The organism is Methylocapsa aurea (assembly GCF_000746085.1).
GTDB classification, from domain to species: Bacteria; Pseudomonadota; Alphaproteobacteria; order Rhizobiales; family Beijerinckiaceae; genus Methylocapsa; species Methylocapsa aurea.
This window is the reverse complement of the sequence record NZ_JQKO01000015.1, coordinates 83,878-102,568: the sequence shown is the minus strand read 5'-3', so window position 1 is coordinate 102,568 and position 18,691 is coordinate 83,878. Positions and strand designations below refer to the sequence as shown.

11 protein-coding genes, 1 tRNA gene and 2 pseudogenes are annotated in these 18,691 nt (G+C 61.4%); 9 read left to right on the top strand and 5 right to left on the bottom strand.

Annotated features, from left to right (window positions below; all coding sequences use genetic code 11):
- From DL86_RS11860 to DL86_RS11850, 3 genes and pseudogenes are all read right to left on the bottom strand, one after another.
- A pseudogene (locus DL86_RS11860) lies at positions 1–223 on the bottom strand (IS21 family transposase); the annotation flags it as partial.
- Positions 224–315: 92 nt separating this feature from the next.
- Positions 316–1,273, bottom strand: a pseudogene (locus DL86_RS20480) (LysR family transcriptional regulator).
- 588 nt (positions 1,274–1,861) lie between these two features.
- A tRNA-Gly gene (locus DL86_RS11850) sits at positions 1,862–1,936 on the bottom strand.
- Positions 1,937–2,271: 335 nt separating this feature from the next.
- Between DL86_RS11850 and rpsM the strand changes: the two genes are divergently transcribed.
- The 6 genes from rpsM (at position 2,272) to DL86_RS11820 (ending at position 8,102) form a co-directional block, all read left to right on the top strand.
- Positions 2,272–2,640: a 30S ribosomal protein S13 gene (gene rpsM / locus DL86_RS11845; protein WP_036261609.1), complete on the top strand. Its 369-nt coding sequence runs from the start codon at positions 2,272–2,274 to the stop codon at positions 2,638–2,640.
- A gap of 82 nt (positions 2,641–2,722) precedes the next feature.
- Positions 2,723–3,112 (top strand): 30S ribosomal protein S11, encoded by a 390-nt coding sequence (gene rpsK, locus DL86_RS11840; RefSeq protein ID WP_012591970.1) that lies wholly within the window; start codon positions 2,723–2,725, stop codon positions 3,110–3,112.
- Positions 3,113–3,165: 53 nt separating this feature from the next.
- Entirely contained in the window at positions 3,166–4,230 is a 1,065-nt protein-coding gene (locus tag DL86_RS11835) for a DNA-directed RNA polymerase subunit alpha (RefSeq protein WP_245276351.1), read from the top strand.
- A 220-nt stretch (positions 4,231–4,450) separates the two neighbouring features.
- Positions 4,451–4,870: a 50S ribosomal protein L17 gene (gene rplQ, locus DL86_RS11830; RefSeq protein ID WP_036261605.1), complete on the top strand. Its 420-nt coding sequence runs from the start codon at positions 4,451–4,453 to the stop codon at positions 4,868–4,870.
- Between the two features lie 366 nt (positions 4,871–5,236).
- On the top strand, positions 5,237–6,664 hold the full coding sequence (locus DL86_RS11825) for a DegQ family serine endoprotease (protein WP_036261604.1): 1,428 nt from the start codon (positions 5,237–5,239) through the stop codon (positions 6,662–6,664).
- A 115-nt stretch (positions 6,665–6,779) separates the two neighbouring features.
- Positions 6,780–8,102, top strand: a complete 1,323-nt coding sequence (locus tag DL86_RS11820) for a replication-associated recombination protein A (RefSeq protein WP_036261603.1) — start codon at positions 6,780–6,782, stop codon at positions 8,100–8,102.
- A gap of 95 nt (positions 8,103–8,197) precedes the next feature.
- Here DL86_RS11820 and DL86_RS11815 read toward each other — a convergent pair whose 3' ends face one another.
- Both DL86_RS11815 and DL86_RS11810 read right to left on the bottom strand, forming a co-directional pair.
- On the bottom strand, positions 8,198–10,570 hold the full coding sequence (locus DL86_RS11815) for an autotransporter domain-containing protein (RefSeq protein ID WP_156964611.1): 2,373 nt from the start codon (positions 10,568–10,570) through the stop codon (positions 8,198–8,200).
- Positions 10,571–10,726: 156 nt separating this feature from the next.
- A complete protein-coding gene (locus DL86_RS11810) occupies positions 10,727–12,358 on the bottom strand; it encodes a B12-binding domain-containing radical SAM protein (RefSeq protein ID WP_051953267.1) in 1,632 nt (543 codons plus the stop codon).
- Positions 12,359–12,738: 380 nt separating this feature from the next.
- On the opposite strand from DL86_RS11810, the gene DL86_RS20475 reads away from it, so the two are divergent.
- The 3 genes from DL86_RS20475 (at position 12,739) to DL86_RS11795 (ending at position 18,687) form a co-directional block, all read left to right on the top strand.
- Positions 12,739–14,355 carry an SUMF1/EgtB/PvdO family nonheme iron enzyme gene (locus tag DL86_RS20475; RefSeq protein WP_036261600.1) on the top strand — a complete coding sequence of 539 codons (1,617 nt, stop codon included), beginning with the start codon at positions 12,739–12,741 and terminating at the stop codon, positions 14,353–14,355.
- Positions 14,356–14,464: 109 nt separating this feature from the next.
- The gene (locus DL86_RS11800; RefSeq protein ID WP_051953265.1) at positions 14,465–15,556 is read left to right on the top strand and encodes an efflux RND transporter periplasmic adaptor subunit; all 1,092 of its coding nucleotides are present in this window, start codon (positions 14,465–14,467) and stop codon (positions 15,554–15,556) included.
- Complete coding sequence (locus DL86_RS11795; protein ID WP_036261598.1) at positions 15,556–18,687, top strand: efflux RND transporter permease subunit; 3,132 nt, start codon at positions 15,556–15,558, stop codon at positions 18,685–18,687. The genes DL86_RS11800 and DL86_RS11795 overlap by 1 nt, the downstream gene beginning before the upstream one ends.
- Positions 18,688–18,691 lie beyond the last annotated feature (4 nt).

The following is an 18,691-nucleotide window of genomic DNA, read 5'->3' as shown; positions in this document are numbered from 1 at the left end:
GCTTGCGCGATTTGACTGCTTCCTGCCGCAGCCAACCCGCCAGCTTCTCGGCGAATGGGTCCAATTTGCTTGGCCGATCGGGAACCTTGAACTTTGGCTCAACCGCGTCCGCCCGCAGGTATTTGCGGATCGTGTTCCGGGACAATCCCGTCCGCCGCTCGATCTCCCGGATCGGGACGTCCTGCCGGAAATGCCAGCGCCGGATTACGCTCAATAACGCCATGTCGATCACTCCTGGATCCCCCGACAAATCAGCCAGGGGGAGGTCAAAACATGGGTCAGTTCTCAGTGAAAAACTCTGGCTGTTGCCCCGCTTCATCGCGAGTGACCGCGTCTTTGCGAAAGCGCGGAATAATAGGAAGCAATCTCCGGCCCCTGCGGAGCCGGCCGGCCCGACGACAACGACCGGGCCAGACTGAGAAGACGCCGAAGCGCCGGATTGTCGTTTCCCGGCAGCCAGACGGCGCTGTACGGTAATATATCCGCTGATGTCGCAAGGGGCCGGAAGACAACGTCAGGATAGCGCGTCGCCGTCCCCGCTTCACTGATCAGGGTGATGCCGAAGTTAAGCCCGACCAGATGCATCAAAGTCTCGCGGCCGACGCCATAGCGCTCGACCGCCCGACTATGCCTGAGATCCGCCAGCCGCTGGACGATATAGTCATGGATTTCCGGGCCAGGCGCATCGCGGCTGACGATGAAGCGCTCGTCCGTCAGCGCCTCCCAACCGACTTTGTCTTCGTCGGCGAGGTGATGCCGCGCCGGCAGGACAGCGAAGACGCGAGCCTCCCACAGGACGATGGTATCGCAGTGGCATCGATGGGGTCCCGGTGACGAAAGCAATGTCGAGTAGACGCTCGCTGATCCGGGTCAGGTGCTCGCTTGCGGAGCCCTCGACGATATCGATGGCGATCGCCGGATGCGTTTCGCGATAAGTGCGAACCAACTCGCGCACGAAACCGCCCGACAGCAACGACAGGATCCCGATTCGTATTGCGCCCTCAGCGCCGCGCCCGGCATTGGCGGCGGCCTTCACTGCGTGATCGATCTCGGCCAATGCCGAACGCGACCGGTCCAGAAACCGACGCCCAGCCTCTGTCAGCCGGATGCCGTTCGCGTCGCGCTCGAATAGGGAAACGCCGAGCTTATCCTCCAGCGCCCGCACCCGCCGGCTCACGGCCGACTGCCGGATGCCCAGGGCCTGCGCCGCACGGCTGAAGCTGAGATGCTCGGCGACCAGGAGCGCCTGGGAGATCGAGACAAGGTTGACCATGCGCCAGCGTCCTGGGTTATATATTCATAATTTATATTTATTATATGGTATATATATTCTGGCAAAAACGCGGCAATGTCCTCCTGTTCGAGGTACTCCAAGACGCTCCACGAAACCACCATACAGAGCAGTCTTTCCATGGTCGGCATCGTGCGTCAGCCGCGCTGCTAAAACATGCATCCGATGCAGCTAATTAACTCGTCGTTCTTCGTCGTCTTGATGGACCGTGCGCGGCCTTCATCGAGTTGCCGTGCCTTCGAAGTGCATCTCGCCCGATACAATTTGGCTGCTTGTCACCTGCAGAGGTTATCGGCAAGCATGCTGCCCTTCGTCGAGCTCCGAAGAAGGGCAAGACGACCATGGATCTCGGTCTTCAGTTTGATGCGCAGTCTCGTCGGTTTGGCTGTCTCCCGACGGCTACCGGCCCACGAAGTTGTCGTCCGCCCACCATCTGAAGTGCGCCATCGGAGCCGAAACTTCGATCCCATTTGCTTACAAGGCGCTTACAGTGAGGCCGCAAGTCGATCGTGTAAGCAAAAACGGCCCCGAGGGGGCCGCTTTTAATAGCTTGAAATATATAAGATATTTTGGAGCGGGCGAAGGGATTCGAACCCTCGACCCCAACCTTGGCAAGGTTGTGCTCTACCCCTGAGCTACACCCGCATCCGCGCCAGAGGCGAAAAACCCGCTGGCTTGGGCTATATGGCGCAAACAATCGGCGAATGCAACAGCATGGTTTGCGGGAGGGCAGGGCGATTATCAGCCGCGATCCGGCGCGCCGAGAGTGCGCCGCAACAGCGACAGGCAGTTGACGCGGCCGGCGCGATCGGCTATCGAGACCGCTTCCAGCCTGAGACGAGCGTTTCCGGGGCCTTGCCGTTTAGGTCGCCGGTCTGCTTTTGTCGGGCGCTTCGCAAGGGCCGGCCTCCACCGGACGCGGGGCGAACATTCCGCCGCCTGGCCTTCAAACTCGCGCGGCCCAAATGGAGTAATGAGTTTTGGCTCGTATCGCAGGCGTCAATATACCGACCAATAAGCGGGTCGTGATCGCACTTCAATATATTCATGGCATCGGTCCCAGGAAGGCCGAGGAAATTTGCGAAAAGGTCAATATCCCCGCCGAGCGGCGCGTCGCCGAATTGACCGACTCGGAAGTCTTGCAGATCCGCGAGACCATCGACCGGGATTATATGGTGGAAGGCGATCTTCGCCGCGAGGTCGCCATCAACATCAAGCGCCTGATGGATCTTGGCTGCTATCGCGGCCTCCGTCACCGGCGCCAATTGCCGGTTCGCGGCCAGCGCACCCATACCAATGCGCGCACCCGCAAGGGCAAGGCGAAGCCCATCGCCGGCAAGAAGAAGTAAAGCGGACGCGTCCAGCGTCGCCGCAACAATTACAAAGATCCCGAGCGCCTGGCATTACGGGCGCGCTTGAAGGAAAGAGACCATGGCAAAAGAGGCTACCCGCGTTCGCCGCCGCGAGCGCAAGAACATCGTGTCCGGCGTGGCGCATGTGAATTCGACCTTTAACAATACGATGATTACGATCACCGACGCGCAAGGCAATACGATCTCGTGGTCCTCGGCGGGGACCATGGGGTTCAAGGGTTCGCGCAAGTCGACGCCTTACGCGGCGCAAATGGCGGCGGAGGATTGCGCCAGAAAAGCAGCCGAGCATGGGATGCGCACCCTCGAAGTCGAGGTGTCTGGACCTGGGTCCGGCCGCGAATCGGCTTTGCGCGCTTTGCAGGCCGCGGGCTTCACCGTGACCTCCATTCGCGACGTCACCCCGATCCCGCACAATGGCTGCCGTCCCCGCAAGCGGCGGCGCGTTTGAGCGCGAAGGGGCTGGCGGTCTCGAAGTTCCGTTTGGCTTTCATTTCGGCATAAATCGCAAGGCGCCCGGCCGGCGCCTTTGCATCGAGGAAAGGCGCCGTCGTGATTCAAAAGAATTGGCAGGAGCTCATCAAGCCGAATAAGCTCGAGGTCGCCTCGGGTGACGATCCAAGGCGCTTGGCGACGATCGTGGCCGAGCCGCTGGAGCGCGGCTTTGGCCTGACCTTGGGCAACGCCCTGCGCCGCATTTTATTGTCGTCGCTGCAGGGCGCGGCGATTACGTCGGTCCATATCGATGGCGTCTTGCATGAATTTTCGTCGATCCCCGGCGTGCGCGAGGACGTCACCGATATTGTCCTCAATATCAAGGACATCGCGATCAAGATGCCGGGCGATGGCCCCAAGCGCATGATTTTGAAGAAGCAGGGTCCCGGCAAGGTCACCGCCGGCGATATCGCGACCGTCGGCGATATTTCGATCCTCAATCCCGGCCTTGTCATTTGCACCCTCGACGAGGGCGCCGAGATCCGGATGGAATTCACCGTCAACTCCGGCAAGGGCTATGTCGCGGCGGACCGTAACCGCGCCGAGGACGCGCCGATCGGCTTGATCCCGATCGACAGCCTCTATTCGCCGGTCAAAAAAGTGAGCTATCGCGTCGAAAACACCCGCGAAGGCCAGATTCTCGATTACGACAAGCTGACCATTCAGGTGGAAACCAACGGATCGCTGTCGCCGGAAGACGCCGTCGCCTTTTCCGCGCGCATCCTGCAGGATCAGCTCAATGTCTTCGTCAATTTCGAAGAGCCGCGCCGCGTCGAGACGACCCCGTCGATCCCCGAACTCGCCTTCAATCCTGCGCTGCTGAAGAAGGTCGACGAACTCGAATTGTCGGTCCGTTCAGCCAATTGCCTGAAGAACGACAATATCGTCTATATCGGCGACCTTATTCAAAAGAGCGAAGCGGAAATGCTCCGCACCCCGAATTTCGGGCGCAAGTCGTTGAATGAGATCAAGGAAGTGCTGGCTCAGATGGGCCTGCATCTTGGCATGGAGGTCACCGGCTGGCCGCCGGACAATATTGACGAACTCGCCAAGCGTTTCGAGGAACATTACTAGAGGCATTTTCGAGCGAAGCGTTCGCCGGTTCGCGTCAGGAAAGCGCATCAAGATAAAGAACTGGAGCGCGATTCCAACAGCCAGGCCCATTTTCGCGCCGGGCTCTAGATCGTTCTCTGGACAACCTGATCCCGCCCCGGCGCAGCTTGAAAAGCGCGATGGGAAACGTGGGAACCGGCCGTACCTTGGCACGGCGGCCGCATAATCAACGGAGAGAGCCATGTATCACGGACACGCAAAGCGCCGCTTCGGCCGCACGCACGAACATCGGAAAGCGATGTTCGCCAATATGAGCCAAGCGCTCATCAAGCATGAGCAGATCGTCACGACGCTGCCGAAGGCGAAGGATCTGCGGCCGATCGTGGAAAAGCTCATCACGCTCGGCAAGCGCGGCGACCTTCACGCGCGTCGGCAGGCGATTGCCCAGATCAAGGATGTCGCGCTCGTCGGAAAGCTGTTTTCGGTCCTCGCGCCGCGCTACAAGGAGCGTCACGGCGGCTATATTCGCGTCTTGAAGGCGGGATTCCGCTATGGCGACAATGCTCCTATGGCGGTGATCGAATTCGTCGATCGCGACGTCGAGGCGAAGGGCAAGGATTCCGGTCCCGTCTTGGGCGGGGATGAAGAGGCCGCGGCCTGAAGCATGACTAAGGACGGTCCGTCCCCTAGGATTCGATCGCGCTCCTAAGCGCGATCGAAGGAACGGGACGCCCGTTCGCCGCGTGCAGATGCGCCGCAGCCGCCCAAGGCTTTTTTTACGGCTTCGCCTTGCGTTCGGCGCTTTGAACCAACGCCAAGCCAGAGTTGAGAAAGAAGTTGATCGACTTTTTTGATTACGACATACGCGAACTTTTCAAATTTGAGTGAATCCTTCGGTTAGATGGATCCATCCCATTCGGAAGCCCATTAGGGGTTTGTTTTGTAAGAGTTTTCTTGACGCAAACCTGTCTCCGCGTCGCTTGAAAATGATCCGAGAGGGCTTAAACTGGATGGTCCGGAGCGATCCATGAAAACCTTCCGCCATTTCCTCCAAGTCATTGCTGCGTCATTTCTAGCGCTCGCGGGTCTGCTCGGACCCGATATCCTTCGCGCGGAGGTTCTGCGTCAGCCGCCGGAGACAAGAGGCGAACTCCTCCTGTCCTTTGCGCAGATCGTCAAAAAGGCCCAACCCGCCGTCGTCAACGTTTATGCGTCGCGGACGGACCGACGTCCGCGCAATCCTCTTTTCGACGATCCGGTTTTTCGCCGTTTCTTCGGCGATGGCGGCAATTCGCGGCCGGGGGGGCCTACCGCGCAGTCGCTTGGCTCGGGAGTGCTGGTCGATCCCTCAGGTCTCGTCGTTACTAATCATCATGTCATCGAAGGGATGACTGACGTGAAAGTTGCACTCGCGGACAAGCGCGAGTTCGCCGCCGAAATCATCTTGCGCGATCAGCGCACGGACCTCGCCGTTTTGCGGCTGAAGGAGGGCTCTAATTTCCCGGTGCTGGATTTGGGCGATTCCGATGTTCTGGAGGTCGGAGACATTGTTCTCGCCATTGGCAATCCTTTCGGGGTCGGGCAGACCGTAACGCAGGGGATCGTCTCGGCTCTGGCGCGCACTCAGGTCGGCATCTCCGACTATGGCTTTTTCATTCAGACCGACGCGGCGATCAATCCGGGCAATTCCGGCGGCGCCCTCATCGATATGAAGGCGCGGTTGGCTGGCATCAATTCGGCAATCTTTTCGCAATCGGGCGGTTCGGTCGGAATCGGTTTTGCGATCCCGGTCAATATGGTGAAAATTGTCGTCGCCGCCGCAAAAGGGGGAGGCCGGCAAGTGCGGCGGCCGTGGCTTGGCGCCAGTCTGCAGATCGTTTCAAAAGAAATTGCCGATTCCCTCGGCCTCGACAGACCATCTGGAGCCCTCGTCACCGACATTTCTTTGGGCGGTCCGGCGGCGGAAGCGGGCATAAAGCGCGGCGATCTCATTACCGCCATCGATGGGCTGAGCGTCGATGATCCTGAGAGCCTGGGCTATCGGATGGCGACGAAGCCCTTGGGCGGAATCGCGTCCCTGTCTCTTTTTCGAAATGGCCGGCCGGTTTCTGCCGCCGTCAAGCTAACGGCCGCGCCGGAAACGCCGGCGCGCGAACCGATCAAGCCGCAAGGCAATTCGCCCTTTGCGGGCGCGACTTTGATCAATTTGTCGCCGGCCGTGTCGGAAGAGTTTTCGATCCGCGGCGTGAGCGAAGGCGTCGTCATCAGCGAGGTCGAGGACGGCACTCCGGCGGCAGCGGTCAATTTCAAGAAAGGCGATGTGATTCTCACCGTCAACGACGCCAAGATTGCGCTGACGCGCGACATAGAAAGGGCGACCAGCGACAGGCATCCCTATTGGAAATTGACGATCGAGCGCGGCGGCGAGTTCATAACGACGGTGCTTGGCGGTTGAGCGCAGGCTGGACTTCACGTTTCGGTCCTGCAACATTTCACCCGAAAGCCGACGGCCGCATTTTGCTTTAACGCAGCCTTTTGTGGCTCATGCTCCAGCCCCGATTGCAGGCGATATGACAGATCTTTTCGCCGCCGCCGGTCTCGAGAAGGACGCGCCGCATCCGCTTGCCGACCGGCTGCGCCCAAAAAGTCTCGCTGAAGTCGTCGGTCAGGACCATCTTCTTGGGCCGGAGGGCGCGCTGACGCGGCGCATCGCTTCCGGCGCGCTTGGCAGCCTTATTTTCTGGGGGCCGCCGGGAACCGGCAAGACGACGGTCGCGCGGTTGCTCGCGCATGAGACGAAATTCGCTTTTGTCCAGATTTCCGCGATATTTTCTGGCGTCGCCGATCTGAAAAAAATCTTCGAGGAGGCGAGGGGCCGGCGCGCATTAGGTCGCGGAACATTGCTTTTCGTTGACGAGGTCCATCGCTTCAACCGGGCCCAACAGGATAGTTTTCTTCCGGTGATGGAGGACGGCTCCGTCACCTTGATCGGAGCGACGACCGAAAACCCGAGCTTCGAACTTAATTCCGCGCTGCTATCGCGGGCGAGCGTATTGATTTTCCGGGCGCTCGACGCAGCGGCGATCGAGAAAATGCTGGCGCGGGCGGAAAGCTTCGAAGGCAAGCCGCTGCCGCTCGATTCGCTGGCGCGGGCGGCGCTGGTCAGAATGGCCGATGGCGATGGCCGCGCGGCTTTGACCCTCGCCGAGGAGGTCTGGCGCGCCTCGGCGCCGGGCGAGATCTTCGATGCGGAAAAGCTCGCTCAAATCGTGCAGCGGCGCGCGCCGATCTACGACAAAGCGCAGGAAGGCCATTACAACCTCATCAGCGCATTGCATAAATCGGTGCGGGGCTCGGATCCCGACGCGGCGCTCTATTACCTCGCGCGCATGTTCGACGCCGGCGAAGCGCCCTTGTTCATCGCCAGGCGCGTGGTCCGGATGGCGGTCGAAGACATCGGCCTTGCCGATCCGCAGGCGCTGTTCATCGCCAATGCAGCCAAGGACGCCTATGATTTCCTGGGCTCGCCGGAAGGCGAACTCGCGATCGCCAATGCGGTCATCTATGTCGCGACAGCGCCGAAATCGAACGCCGCTTATGCGGCCTTTAAGGCGGCGACGCGGCTCGCCAAGGATCATGGGTCACTGACTCCTCCCAAAATTATCCTCAATGCGCCGACCAAGCTCATGAAAAGCGAAGGCTATGGCGAAAATTACGCCTATGACCATGATGAACCCGAGGCCTTCTCCGGCCAGGACTATTGGCCGGAAACCCTCGGGCGCCGGAAGCTCTATTCGCCGACAAGCCGGGGTTTCGAACAAGAACTCAGCAAGCGGCTAGAGCTTTGGGCGAGGCTCCGAAAGGCAAAGAGCGATCCGGACGCCGGGCGCTAAACCTCTAATCCAGGGGCGTCGCGGATCATGCTCCAGCTTATTGATCTGGAGCGAGTTCTTATCGATTGGATGATGCCATCCAATCGGAACGCGCTCTAAAACTGATAGCGAAGCCCGGCGACGAGCGCATAGCCGGTGATATTCGCGCCGAAACGATAGTCGCCGCGAACGAAACCGAGAAAGCCTGAATTCAGCACCTGACCGGAAACGCCAAGCCCGATTTGTCCGAATGTCCCGATCCTTGTGTCGGTCAGGGGAACCAGCGTCGGGCCGACATTGAAATTGGTGACGGTGCTGCCAGCGAATTCGCGCCACACGCTGCCGGACAGGAAGGGCTGCAGCGCCAGCTGGAATCGATCGAGAACAACGGTGGTCCCAACACGCACGCCAAAGCGGCCAAGCTTGCTCGCGAAGGGATCGAAAACGAGATTTTGAGAGGAATCGAGGCCGACCCGCAAGGTGTCGATATGGAGGTTGGAATACATGAAGGCGGCCGAGGGCTCGACGAACCAGGACGATGGGAGATCGAACCGGTATCCGGCCGAGACATTGGCGGCGAAGGCCTTTCCGTTGAGATTCGAGCCGGCCAGGGAAGCGGCCGGATTGTTGAGTTTCATGCCATAGAAGTCTTCCCGGATGAGAAAATCGCCGAAGAAGCCGTGTCCCGTAACCGCGCCATAGATGCCCATGAAGGGCACCTGGACATTGCTATTGACGTTGTTTGCGTAGAGGTCGTTGGTGCGAAGCAGGACTTGGCCGGCCGTCACGCCCAAATGCGTATTCCAGCCTGTCCCTTCGACATTGGCGACGCCGAGGTCCAGGCCGGTCTGAAAGCCATTGAAGCTGGTGCGGACCTTCTCCTGCGCGCTGGTGATCCCGTTGGGATTCTGCGCGCTGGCGATCGAACTGACATCGTTTTGTCCGGCGGCGACTCGGATCCACGGGCCGCCGTTGATCTGGTTTCTTTCGGGATTCGGCGGTTCGGAGACGAAAGCGCTGGCGTTTTGAAAGAATCCAGTGTTGAGGGCCGTGAGAATCGCGCTGATGCTGGTCGGCGTCGCTCCGGCCGCGCCCGCATTGACTTGCGAGGTGAGAAAATAATCGCCCGGGGTTTGCTGAACGACGCTGTAATTGATGAGCCCGGGATTATAGGCCGCGGCGACAGTCGCGCCCGGCGCCAGATTGGCTGCGGTGAGGATCGGAATCGGAGTGGTGATGAGACCCGCTGCGCCGATCGCATGAATCTGGATCGAGTTGGCGCCGCTCAAGGTCGTCACTTGCAGGTGATCGGCGGCCGCTGACGCCGTATTCACGTCGATCGCCAAGCTGCCGCCCTGGCCATTGAGGGTCGTCGCATTCCAAATCGTGTTGGCGGCGACGCCATTGACGAAGCTGATCGCGCCGGCGTTGTTGACGATCGACGTGCCGGACAAGTTGAGCGGGCCGGCCGAGCCCCAAATTGTGCTTGCGGCGCCGACATTGATTGTCGTCAGTCCGCCATTCGTCGCCGCGCTGACGCCATATCCGTCAAGACCCGTGACATTCCCTGCGGTGGCGATGGTGATGTCGCCGCCGCCTGCTGTGGTCGCGGTAATGCCGTCGAGGGCGCCGACGATGAAGCCCCCGCGCGCAATTTGTATCGCCGAATTATTCGCCGCGTTGGTGATCTCGGCCAATATGCCCGGACCATTGGCGAGATCGGTTGTGTTGCCGGAGCCTTGAATGATGATCCCGCCAGTTCCGGAGCTTACCGCGGAGATGCCGCCCGCGAGAGCGTTTCCAGATCCGCCGATCGTGATATTGCCGGCCCCGGTAGAAGAGACTTCCACATCATATTGACCAGAGAAATTTGTGGTCAGGACATCGCCATTGAACACGACCTGCGCATTGCCGTCGGCGACTTGCGCAAAAATCGCGGCGCTGCCCGTTCCCGTGATCAGAGTCCCCGGCGCCGTTGTGATCGACACCGCTCCGGAACTCGCTGCGAGGGCGAGGATCCCGTAGCCGTTTTGGCCGGTCACATTGGCGTTGAGGCCGGCGCCGCCCGCGGAATTTTGTCCGATGAGGATCGAAGCGCCGTTGGTTGATTGAATGCCGACGCCGTCGGTGGCGCCGACGATCGAACTCGGCGCGCCGAGATTTCCAGTATCGATGGAGCCGAAAGTTCCAGCGCCGCCTTGCAGCGTCAAGGCGAAAGCCGCGGAGGCGGTGGTGGTGTAAGAGACGCTCGCAGGATTCCCGTCCGAGCCGAGGATAACGGCGACGCTAGCCGGCTCCGCTGGGCCCACCGTATAGGTTATTGGCGCCGGGAGGACCGTCGCGCCTGTGCATGAGACATCAAACTGCGTCGCGCCGGGCGTCGCAACGCAGGCGGCCTCCGCCCCCTGGCCGGGCAGGAGACAACTTAACGCGGTCCCGCCAAGAAGCGCGGCCGCAAATGCCCTGTATGTGGAAATTGAGTTGCCCATAGCCCACCCCCCGGCGTCTTGTTGGGCGAATTTGTAGCTCGCGGCGTCGTTTTGAAGCAATGAATGAAGAAGACTTGCAACTGGGCCCGCCAGGAATTGCAATCTATGTTGTGCCAAAGCCACAGTTTGTCCTGCTCGCCAGTCGGGCTTTGGGCGTCACTGGGGCAGCGGCTTTTCCAATTCCAACGTGCGGGTCTTGGCGGAGTAATGCGAGGCGTTGCCTTTGCCCGAACATGCGTCGCGCGCGAACATGATGAGATGATGGGCGACGAGGCCGACGCTGAGAATCTGCTCGATTTGACCGCGCATCAGGCGGGGCAGGACAAAGGTCCAGAATTCGCGCCTGTAGTCGCCCCTTACGCCCACCTTCCAAAGGAGCTTCGATAGAATGAGCAAGGCGGCGCGGATGTTCCGCGCGGAAAGCCGTTGCCGGCTGTTTGGCCGTTTGAGCCGGTAGGGCCTTGTTTCCCGCATCTGATATTCGTAGCGGGCGAACAGCGCTTCCGGCCGGTAGGCCTTGTCCATGCAGTTGCGCCACATGGCGAGCACCTCATCGTAAGGCAGTCTGAACTGGACGTTCGATTCGGCGTCCAGGTTCTCCTCGCGCAGCCGGCCTTCATTCCGCAGCCGGTCCCACAAGGGCGTGCGCGGCAAGGCTTGGAGCAGGTTGATCGTTGCCATCGGTATCTTGGATTGGTCGAGAAAGGCGAGGATCCTCTCGCCCGTTTCGTTTGTATCGGTGTCGAGTCCAAGAATAATTCCGGAAACGACCTCCATCCCGTGCCGGTTTATGGCGCGCACCGCCTCCAGGATCGGCAAAGTCATGTTATGCGCTTTGTCGATTGCCCTTAGAGCATCGGGCTCGGGCGTTTCGATTCCGCAGAAAATCGTGTCGAACGCGGCCTCGCGCATGAGTTGCAGGATTTCTGGCGTCCGGGCTATATTGAGGGTCGCTTCGCAAGAGAGGCTGACCGCATAGCCATTGCGCTTCTGCCATGTGACGAGATGGGGCAAAAGATCGAGCAGGGCGCGCCGGTTGGCGACGAAATTATCATCGACGAAATAGACCGAGCCATTGACGCCGCATGCGATCAGCTTGTCGAGTTCGGCGACAACCTGGGCCGGGGTCTTGAGGCGCGGAGCGCGGCCATAAAGGCCGGGAATATCGCAAAACTCGCAAGTATAGGGGCAACCGCTGGAAAATTGGATGCTGCCGAGAAAATAGCGGTCGATCTTGGCCAGTTCATAGGCTGGAACAGGAAATTCGGCGAGGTCGCGGCGCAGGCTTGTCGTCAGCGCGATCTGGGCCGGCGGTCGCGATATATCGCGCACGAGATGGGCAATGAGAGCGTCAGTCGCATCGCCAAGTTCGCCTATGTGCAAATAATCGAAATCCGGATAGAGTTCCGGGCACGCCGAAACGGAAGGGCCGCCGAGCGCCACCGCCTTGCCGAGCGCATGCGCCCTTGCCCGAATATCCTCGATCTGCCGGCGCTGGATATGCATTCCGCTGACGAACACCGCATCGGCCCAGGCGAAATCCTCCGCGCTCGCGGCGGTCATGTTCTCGTCAATGAAGCGGACGTCCCAATTCTTTGGCAGGACGGCCGCGATGACGAGGAGACCTTGCGGCGGCATGAAAGCCCGCACGCCTCCGGTTAGAGGATAGGCGTATTCGAAGGTGCCGAACGAGGGGACATAGCGCGGGAAGACACAGAGAATTCGCCGCCGCGCGTCGCCGGCCGCATCGGCTTCGCGATCGCCTTCATCCGAAATGGCGGAAGACATGATGTGCGCCCAAGGTCAAAGCGGAAACGAGTCTCTAGTTAGATCGTTGATCCGCGGCTCAATTGCGGCAAGAAAAGCGCTTCAGCCCAAGATTTGCGGCCAAGCCTTGCCCATCCCCAAAGTTTCGGCGACAGCCATGATCCCAGGCCTTGCCAGATTTTATAGACTATCGGCTTCCAGCCAGAAGTAAAGCGGGAGGCAAGCTTAGGGCCGCCGGAGAGGCTCGTTCCGGCCGATAAATCGCGCCCTCAAAGGCGGCTTCGAGCCGGGCGCCGGCGAACGCGCATCGCCCTCCGATCACGTGGACTTCCGTTCCAAGGTGATGCTAAGCATCGGCGGGGAAACGGTCCGGCTCGCGGATCGTTTGCGGGTCTTCATTCATGCGCGCTTTCTTGCTTTTTGTCTTGAGCATCGCAGCCGGTTTCGGTTTCAATGGGCCATCTTGCGCGGCGCCGCAGAGCGGCGACTCCCTTCGCGCCGGGTCCCTTTCGGCCCTGATCATCGGCAATGCCGATTACCCCGCCGCAAGTCCGCCCTTGACCTTGCCGGGCAAGAACGCGCGTGGCCTCGCCGACGAACTTCGGCGCAGCGGATTTGCTGTGGACATGCATGAGGACCTTGGCAAGGACGCCATGCGCCGCGCCATCGAGGCCTTTGCGGCGAAGGTAAAGCCTGGCTCCACCGCTTTGTTCTTCTTCAGCGGCTATGGGGTTCAGGCGAAAGGCCGCGCCTATTTGATCCCGGTCGACGCGGATATTTGGACCGAAGCCGATGTGCGAAGCCAAGGAATAGGCGTCGAAGACATTTTTGGCGCGATGGAGCGCGCCGGCGCCAAAGCCAAACTGATTGTCCTCGACGCCTCCCGGCGCAATCCGTTCGAGCGCCGCTTCCGAAGCCTGTCCGCTGGGCTCGGCCCAATCGCCTTGCCGTCCGAAAGCCTGCTCATCGCCTCGACCGCGCCGGGAAAGGTCATTAACGACGCCGAAGGCGACAGCAGCATTTTCGTCGGCGAACTCCTCAAGGAAATGCGTACGCCGGATTTGAACGCTGAAGAGATTTTCAACCGCACGCGGCTTGGCGTCTCCCGCGCGACCAATGGCGAGCAGGTCCCGTTTGTGGAATCATCGCTCGCCGGCGACGTATTTATCGGCACCCCCCTCGGGACGGGCGGTCTTGGCCAGGGAGGGCCGGGCCTGGCGCAATCTCAAGTCTCACGGCAGAAATCCAAGGCTGAAAATAGTCCGCCCGTCAGCATCGGCCCGCCTTCGGGCGAACTGAAACCCGGGGTGATCTTCCGCGATGGCGCCGAGTGCCCGGAACTGGTCGTCGCGCCGGCCGGCGAATTCACTATGGGCTCGGAGGATTTCGACACCGAAAAGCCGGTTCATGCCGTCGTCATCGGCAAGCCTTTCGCGGCCGGGCGCAGCGAGGTCACCCTTGCGCAATGGGATGCTTGCGTCGCCGATGGCGGTTGTGGGGGCTGGCGTCCTGGCGATCACGGCCGGGACCGGACAAATTTGCCGGTGAGCGAAGTGAGCTGGAGCGATGCGCACGCCTTTGTCGGCTGGCTTACGCGCAAATGCGGCCATCCCTACCGGCTTCCAAGCGAGGCGGAATGGGAATATGTCGCCCGAGCCGGGACGACGACGGCGTTTTGGTGGGGCGATGAAGTTGAATCGGGTCACGCCAATTGCCGCGGCTGCGGCGGCGGCGTCCGCCGTCCGACCCCCGTCGGCTCTTTTCCGGCAAATGGGTTCGGCCTTTTCGACACCGCCGGCAATGTTGGGGAGTGGGTGGAGGATTGCTGGAGCGATTCCTATCAGGGCGCCCCGAATGATGGGAGCGCCGCGACGACAGGGCTTTGCCGGCAAAGGGTTGTGCGCGGCGGATCTTTCGACGCCGGCGCGCGCTACGTTCGTTCCGCGTCGCGTTTTCTTTACGACGCCGAACTTCGCTATTACGCTAACGGCTTCCGAGTTGTGCGCGATCTGCCTTGAGCGGCGGCTAAAATTCGTTACTTTGACCCTTGTTCCACAATGCCCTTGCCTGCGCTGATCGAGCGCCATCAGACAAAATCCCCGGCCTGAATCCCATGAAATCCTTGACATGAAATTTCCGCCCGTTCTGGCTCCCCTGGGGCTGAGGAAACGCGCCTTCGCGGGCGTCGTGTTTTGGCTCCTTGGCGCGCCTTGTCTTCAGGCCGCCGAGCCGTCGAAGGACGGCGGCCGAGGGAGCCAAGGGGCGGTCCAACAAAGCGGCCCGGAAGCAGATGCGACGTTGGGAACGCCGGTTACCGTGACGCAAGCGGCGCCAGCCTGTTTTTCAGCCGCGGTCCGGGTGACAGGCTTTCTGGCGCCCCGAGCCAGCGCGATCGTCGCTCTCGCGCTCGAGGGATATGAGGTCGCCGAGGTTTTGGCTGGGGAGGGCGACATCGTCAGCGATGGACAGCCGCTGGCGCGGCTTTCACGAATCGGCGGCGATGCAAGCGCCGCCGGATCGGCTCAGACCGCCGGCGACGCAAGCGCAGCCCGACCGGGGCGCGCTGCCGGCGAAGCAGGCGCCGCCCGAGGCGGAGCGGCTGGATCGGCCAGCGCCCTGCCGTCGTCTATCGTCCTGCGCGCGCCGGCGCCCGGCCTTGTGGTGAAATCCGCGGCGCGACCCGGCGCCGCCTATTCTCCACGCGGCGAGCCGTTGTTTCGGCTGGCGATCGACGGGCTGATCGAGGTCGACGTCGAAGTGTCGAGCATCGACCTTTCTTCGATCAAGGAAGACCAGAACGTGCGAATCGAGATCGAACGGGGGCATGAAGTGAACGGCCGGGTGCGCAAGGTCGCTTCGGAAATCGATCCGGTCACGCAGATGGGGCATGTCAGGGTGGCGATCCCTCGCGATCCGGCGCTGCGCGCCGGGCGTTTCGTCCGAGCGACAATCGATGCGCGGCAGAGTTGCGGCATATCGGTGCCGCGGTCCGCTGTCCTCTACAAGACCGATGGAACCAGCGTGCAAGTGGTGCGCGGCCATCTCATCGAGACCCTTCGCGTCAGGGTCGGCATATTGTCCGAGCATGACGCCGAAATCCAGGAGGGTCTGCGCAGCGGCGAACTCGTCGTCGCCAATGCCGGGGCCTCGCTCAGGGACGGCGACCGTGTTTCCCCTGTGCTAAGCGAGGATGCCGGTCCATCGACGGGGCTGCGCTGATGACGATCAATGTTTCGGCCTGGTCGATTCGGCATCCGCTGCCCGCCGTTGTCTTCGCGCTGGTTATCCTGGCGCTGGGCGTCGCGAGTTTCAAGAAATTGCCGATCACGCTGCTTCCCAACGTGGACCAGCCGATCATCACCGTCGTCATCACCCAGTTTGGCGCGGCGCCGGCCGAACTTGAGACCCAGGTGACGAAACAGGTGGAGGACGCCGTCTCCGGCGTCGAGGGCGTGCGCCATATCATGTCGCAGGTCACCGACGGCGTCTCGGCGACGACGATCACGCTGGCGCTTGACGCCAATACGGATCGCGCCTTGAACGACGTCAAGGACGCCATCACGAGGATCAGGGGCTCGCTCTCGCGCAGCATCAACGAACCGCTGATCCGGCAGGTCGGGGTGGTCGGATCGAGCATCGTCACCTATGCGGCCATCGCTCCCGGCAAGACGCCGGAGCAATTGTCCAATTTCGTCGATGAAGTCGTCAAACGCGATCTGCAGGAAATCCGCGGCGTCGGCAATGTCGAACGCGTCGGCGGCGTCGATCGGGAAATTCTCGTTTCGCTCAACCCCGCCCGCCTCGACGCTTTTGGCCTGACCGCCGCCGACGTCAGCCGCCGCCTGCGCGGCAATAATCTCGACTTGACCGGCGGACGCGCCGACCTCGGCGGCCAAGATCAATCGATCCGCACCTTGGCGGGCGCGCGCAGCCTCAATGAACTCGCTGGCACGATGCTGAGCTTGCCGCGCGGCGGCGAAGTGCGCCTTGAGGATCTTGGCGTCGTCACCGACACGATCGCCGAACCGCGCACCTTCGCGCGGCTGGATGGCGAGCCGATCGTCGCCTTCAGCATCCAGCGCTCGAAAGGCGCAAGCGATGTCGCCGTCGCCGCCGAAGTTGAAAAGCGGATCGGCGACCTCGCGCGAGCGCATCCCGATGTCGCTCTGAAGCTCATTGACAGCTCGGTCACCTACACGCTCGGCAATTATCATTCGGCCATGAGCACGCTGTTCGAAGGCGCGGCTCTCGCGGTGATCGTGGTTTTCGTGTTCTTGCGGGATTTCCGCGCGACCGTGATCGCCGCGGTCGCCTTGCCATTGTCGATCCTGCCCGCCTTCTTTGTCATGGATCAGCTCGGCTTTTCCCTGAACCTCGTGAGCCTTCTCGCGATCACCCTCGCGACCGGCATTCTCGTCGACGACGCGATCGTCGAGATCGAGAACATCGTGCGCCACATCCGGATGGGAAAATCGGCCTATCAGGCGGCGATCGACGCCGCCGACGAGATCGGCTTGGCGGTGATCGCGATCAGCCTGACGATCGTCGCGGTTTTCGTGCCGGTCAGTTTCATGAACAATATCGCCGGTCAATATTTCAAGCAGTTCGGCCTGACGGTCTCCGCCGAAGTCTTGTTCTCGCTGCTTGCCGCGCGCCTCATCACGCCCATGCTCGCCGCTTATTTCCTCAAGGCGCATGGGCGCGAAGAGGTGGCCGAGGGGCCGGTCACGCAGCGCTATGGACGCCTTGTTGGATGGTCGGTCGAGAATCGCTATCGCACGGTCGCGATCGGCCTCGTCCTCTTTGTCCTTTCGATCCTCAGCACCAAGCTGCTTGGGACCGATTTTCAGCCGACGCAGGACGCCGCGCGCTCGCATCTGGCGATCGAATTGCCGTCCGGCGCAACGCTCGGCGAAACCCAAAACGTGGCTGATGCGATTTCCAGGCGGCTGCGCAAACATCCTGAAATCTCGCATGTCTTTATCGATGGCGGCCATATTCCACCCTCGACCAGCGACGTGCGCAAGGCCTCGCTCATTTTGAATTATGCGCCGCGCTCGGAACGCAAGGCGAGCGTGCATGACCTCGAACTGGCGATCGGGGTGGAACTCGCCGAGGTTCCCGACATACATGCATGGTTCGTCGACGATTATGGCCAGCGGCCGGTGTCTTATGTCGTGACCGGCCCGGATTCGCTCACTGTGGCGAATTTCGCCGCCGAACTCGCCAATCAGATGAAGCGCATCCCCTTGCTCGCCGACGTGGTGGCCTCGACTTCGCTGGAGCGGCCGGAACTCCTCGTCCGGCTCAACCGCGATCTCGCCGCGCGGCTCGGCGTTTCGACCGAGGGGCTGTCCGAGACCTTGCGCATAGCGACGATCGGCGACGTCGGTCCGGCCCTGGCCAAGTTCGACGCCGGCGACAGGCTGATTCCGATCCGCGCCCAACTCGACGCCAAGGCGCGCACCGACAAGCAGGTGCTTGAAAACATCAAAGTCCCGACCGGCGCCGGCGCGGCCGTGTCGCTGCGCACGATCGCCGACATCGAACTCGGGCAGGGCGAAGCGAGCATCAACCGCTTCGATCGGCAGCGCCAGGCGATGATTCAGGCCTCCCTGGCGCGCGGCGCGACGCTCAGCGAGGCCGAGACGGCGATCTATGATCTGCCCTTGATGAAACATCCGCCAAAAGGGATCAAGGTCGCCAAATCTGGCGACGCCGAGGCCATGGCCGAATTGTTCAGCGGCTTCACCGAGGCCATGCGCAGCGGCCTCATGATGGTCTATGCGGTGCTGGTCATTCTGTTCGCCAGTTTCCTGCAGCCGGTTACTATCTTGTTTTCCCTGCCGCTTTCGATCGGCGGCGCGATTTTGGGCCTGCTTCTGACCGGCCGGCCGATGAGCATGCCGGTCATCATCGGCATTTTGATGCTGATGGGGATCGTGACCAAGAACGCGATCATGCTGGTGGATTTCTCGATCGAGGCCATGGCGAGCGGCATGGAGCGCACTTTGGCCATCGTTGAGGCCGGCAAGAAGCGCGCCCGGCCCATTGTCATGACCACGGTGGCCATGGTCGCCGGCATGTTGCCGAGCGCCTTCGCGATCGGCGCCGGCGGCGAGTTTCGCGCCCCGATGGCGATCGCCGTTATTGGCGGCCTGATCGTCTCCACCCTGCTCTCGCTGCTTTTCGTTCCCGCCTTCTTCGCCATGATGGACGATATCGGCCGCGGGATCGGGCGGCTTTGGCGCCATCTTGGTCTTGCGAAGGGCGAAGGCTCCGAAACGACGGCGGAGGAAAAGCCCGCGGAGGTGGAAAGGCCGCGCTCGGTCGGGCGTCCGGCGGAATAAACGA

Bases quoted from the DNA above. Each gene is read 5' to 3' on its own strand.
- rpsK (WP_012591970.1), top strand. From the start codon at position 2,723: ATGGCAAAAGAGGCTACCCGCGTTCGCCGCCGCGAGCGCAAGAACATC.
- rplQ (WP_036261605.1), top strand. From the start codon at position 4,451: ATGTATCACGGACACGCAAAGCGCCGCTTCGGCCGCACGCACGAACAT.
- DL86_RS11825 (WP_036261604.1), top strand. From the start codon at position 5,237: ATGAAAACCTTCCGCCATTTCCTCCAAGTCATTGCTGCGTCATTTCTA.
- DL86_RS11820 (WP_036261603.1), top strand. From the start codon at position 6,780: ATGACAGATCTTTTCGCCGCCGCCGGTCTCGAGAAGGACGCGCCGCAT.
- DL86_RS11815 (WP_156964611.1), bottom strand. From the start codon at position 10,570: ATGGGCAACTCAATTTCCACATACAGGGCATTTGCGGCCGCGCTTCTT.
- DL86_RS11810 (WP_051953267.1), bottom strand. From the start codon at position 12,358: ATGTCTTCCGCCATTTCGGATGAAGGCGATCGCGAAGCCGATGCGGCC.
- DL86_RS20475 (WP_036261600.1), top strand. From the start codon at position 12,739: ATGCGCGCTTTCTTGCTTTTTGTCTTGAGCATCGCAGCCGGTTTCGGT.
- DL86_RS11800 (WP_051953265.1), top strand. From the start codon at position 14,465: ATGAAATTTCCGCCCGTTCTGGCTCCCCTGGGGCTGAGGAAACGCGCC.
- DL86_RS11795 (WP_036261598.1), top strand. From the start codon at position 15,556: ATGACGATCAATGTTTCGGCCTGGTCGATTCGGCATCCGCTGCCCGCC.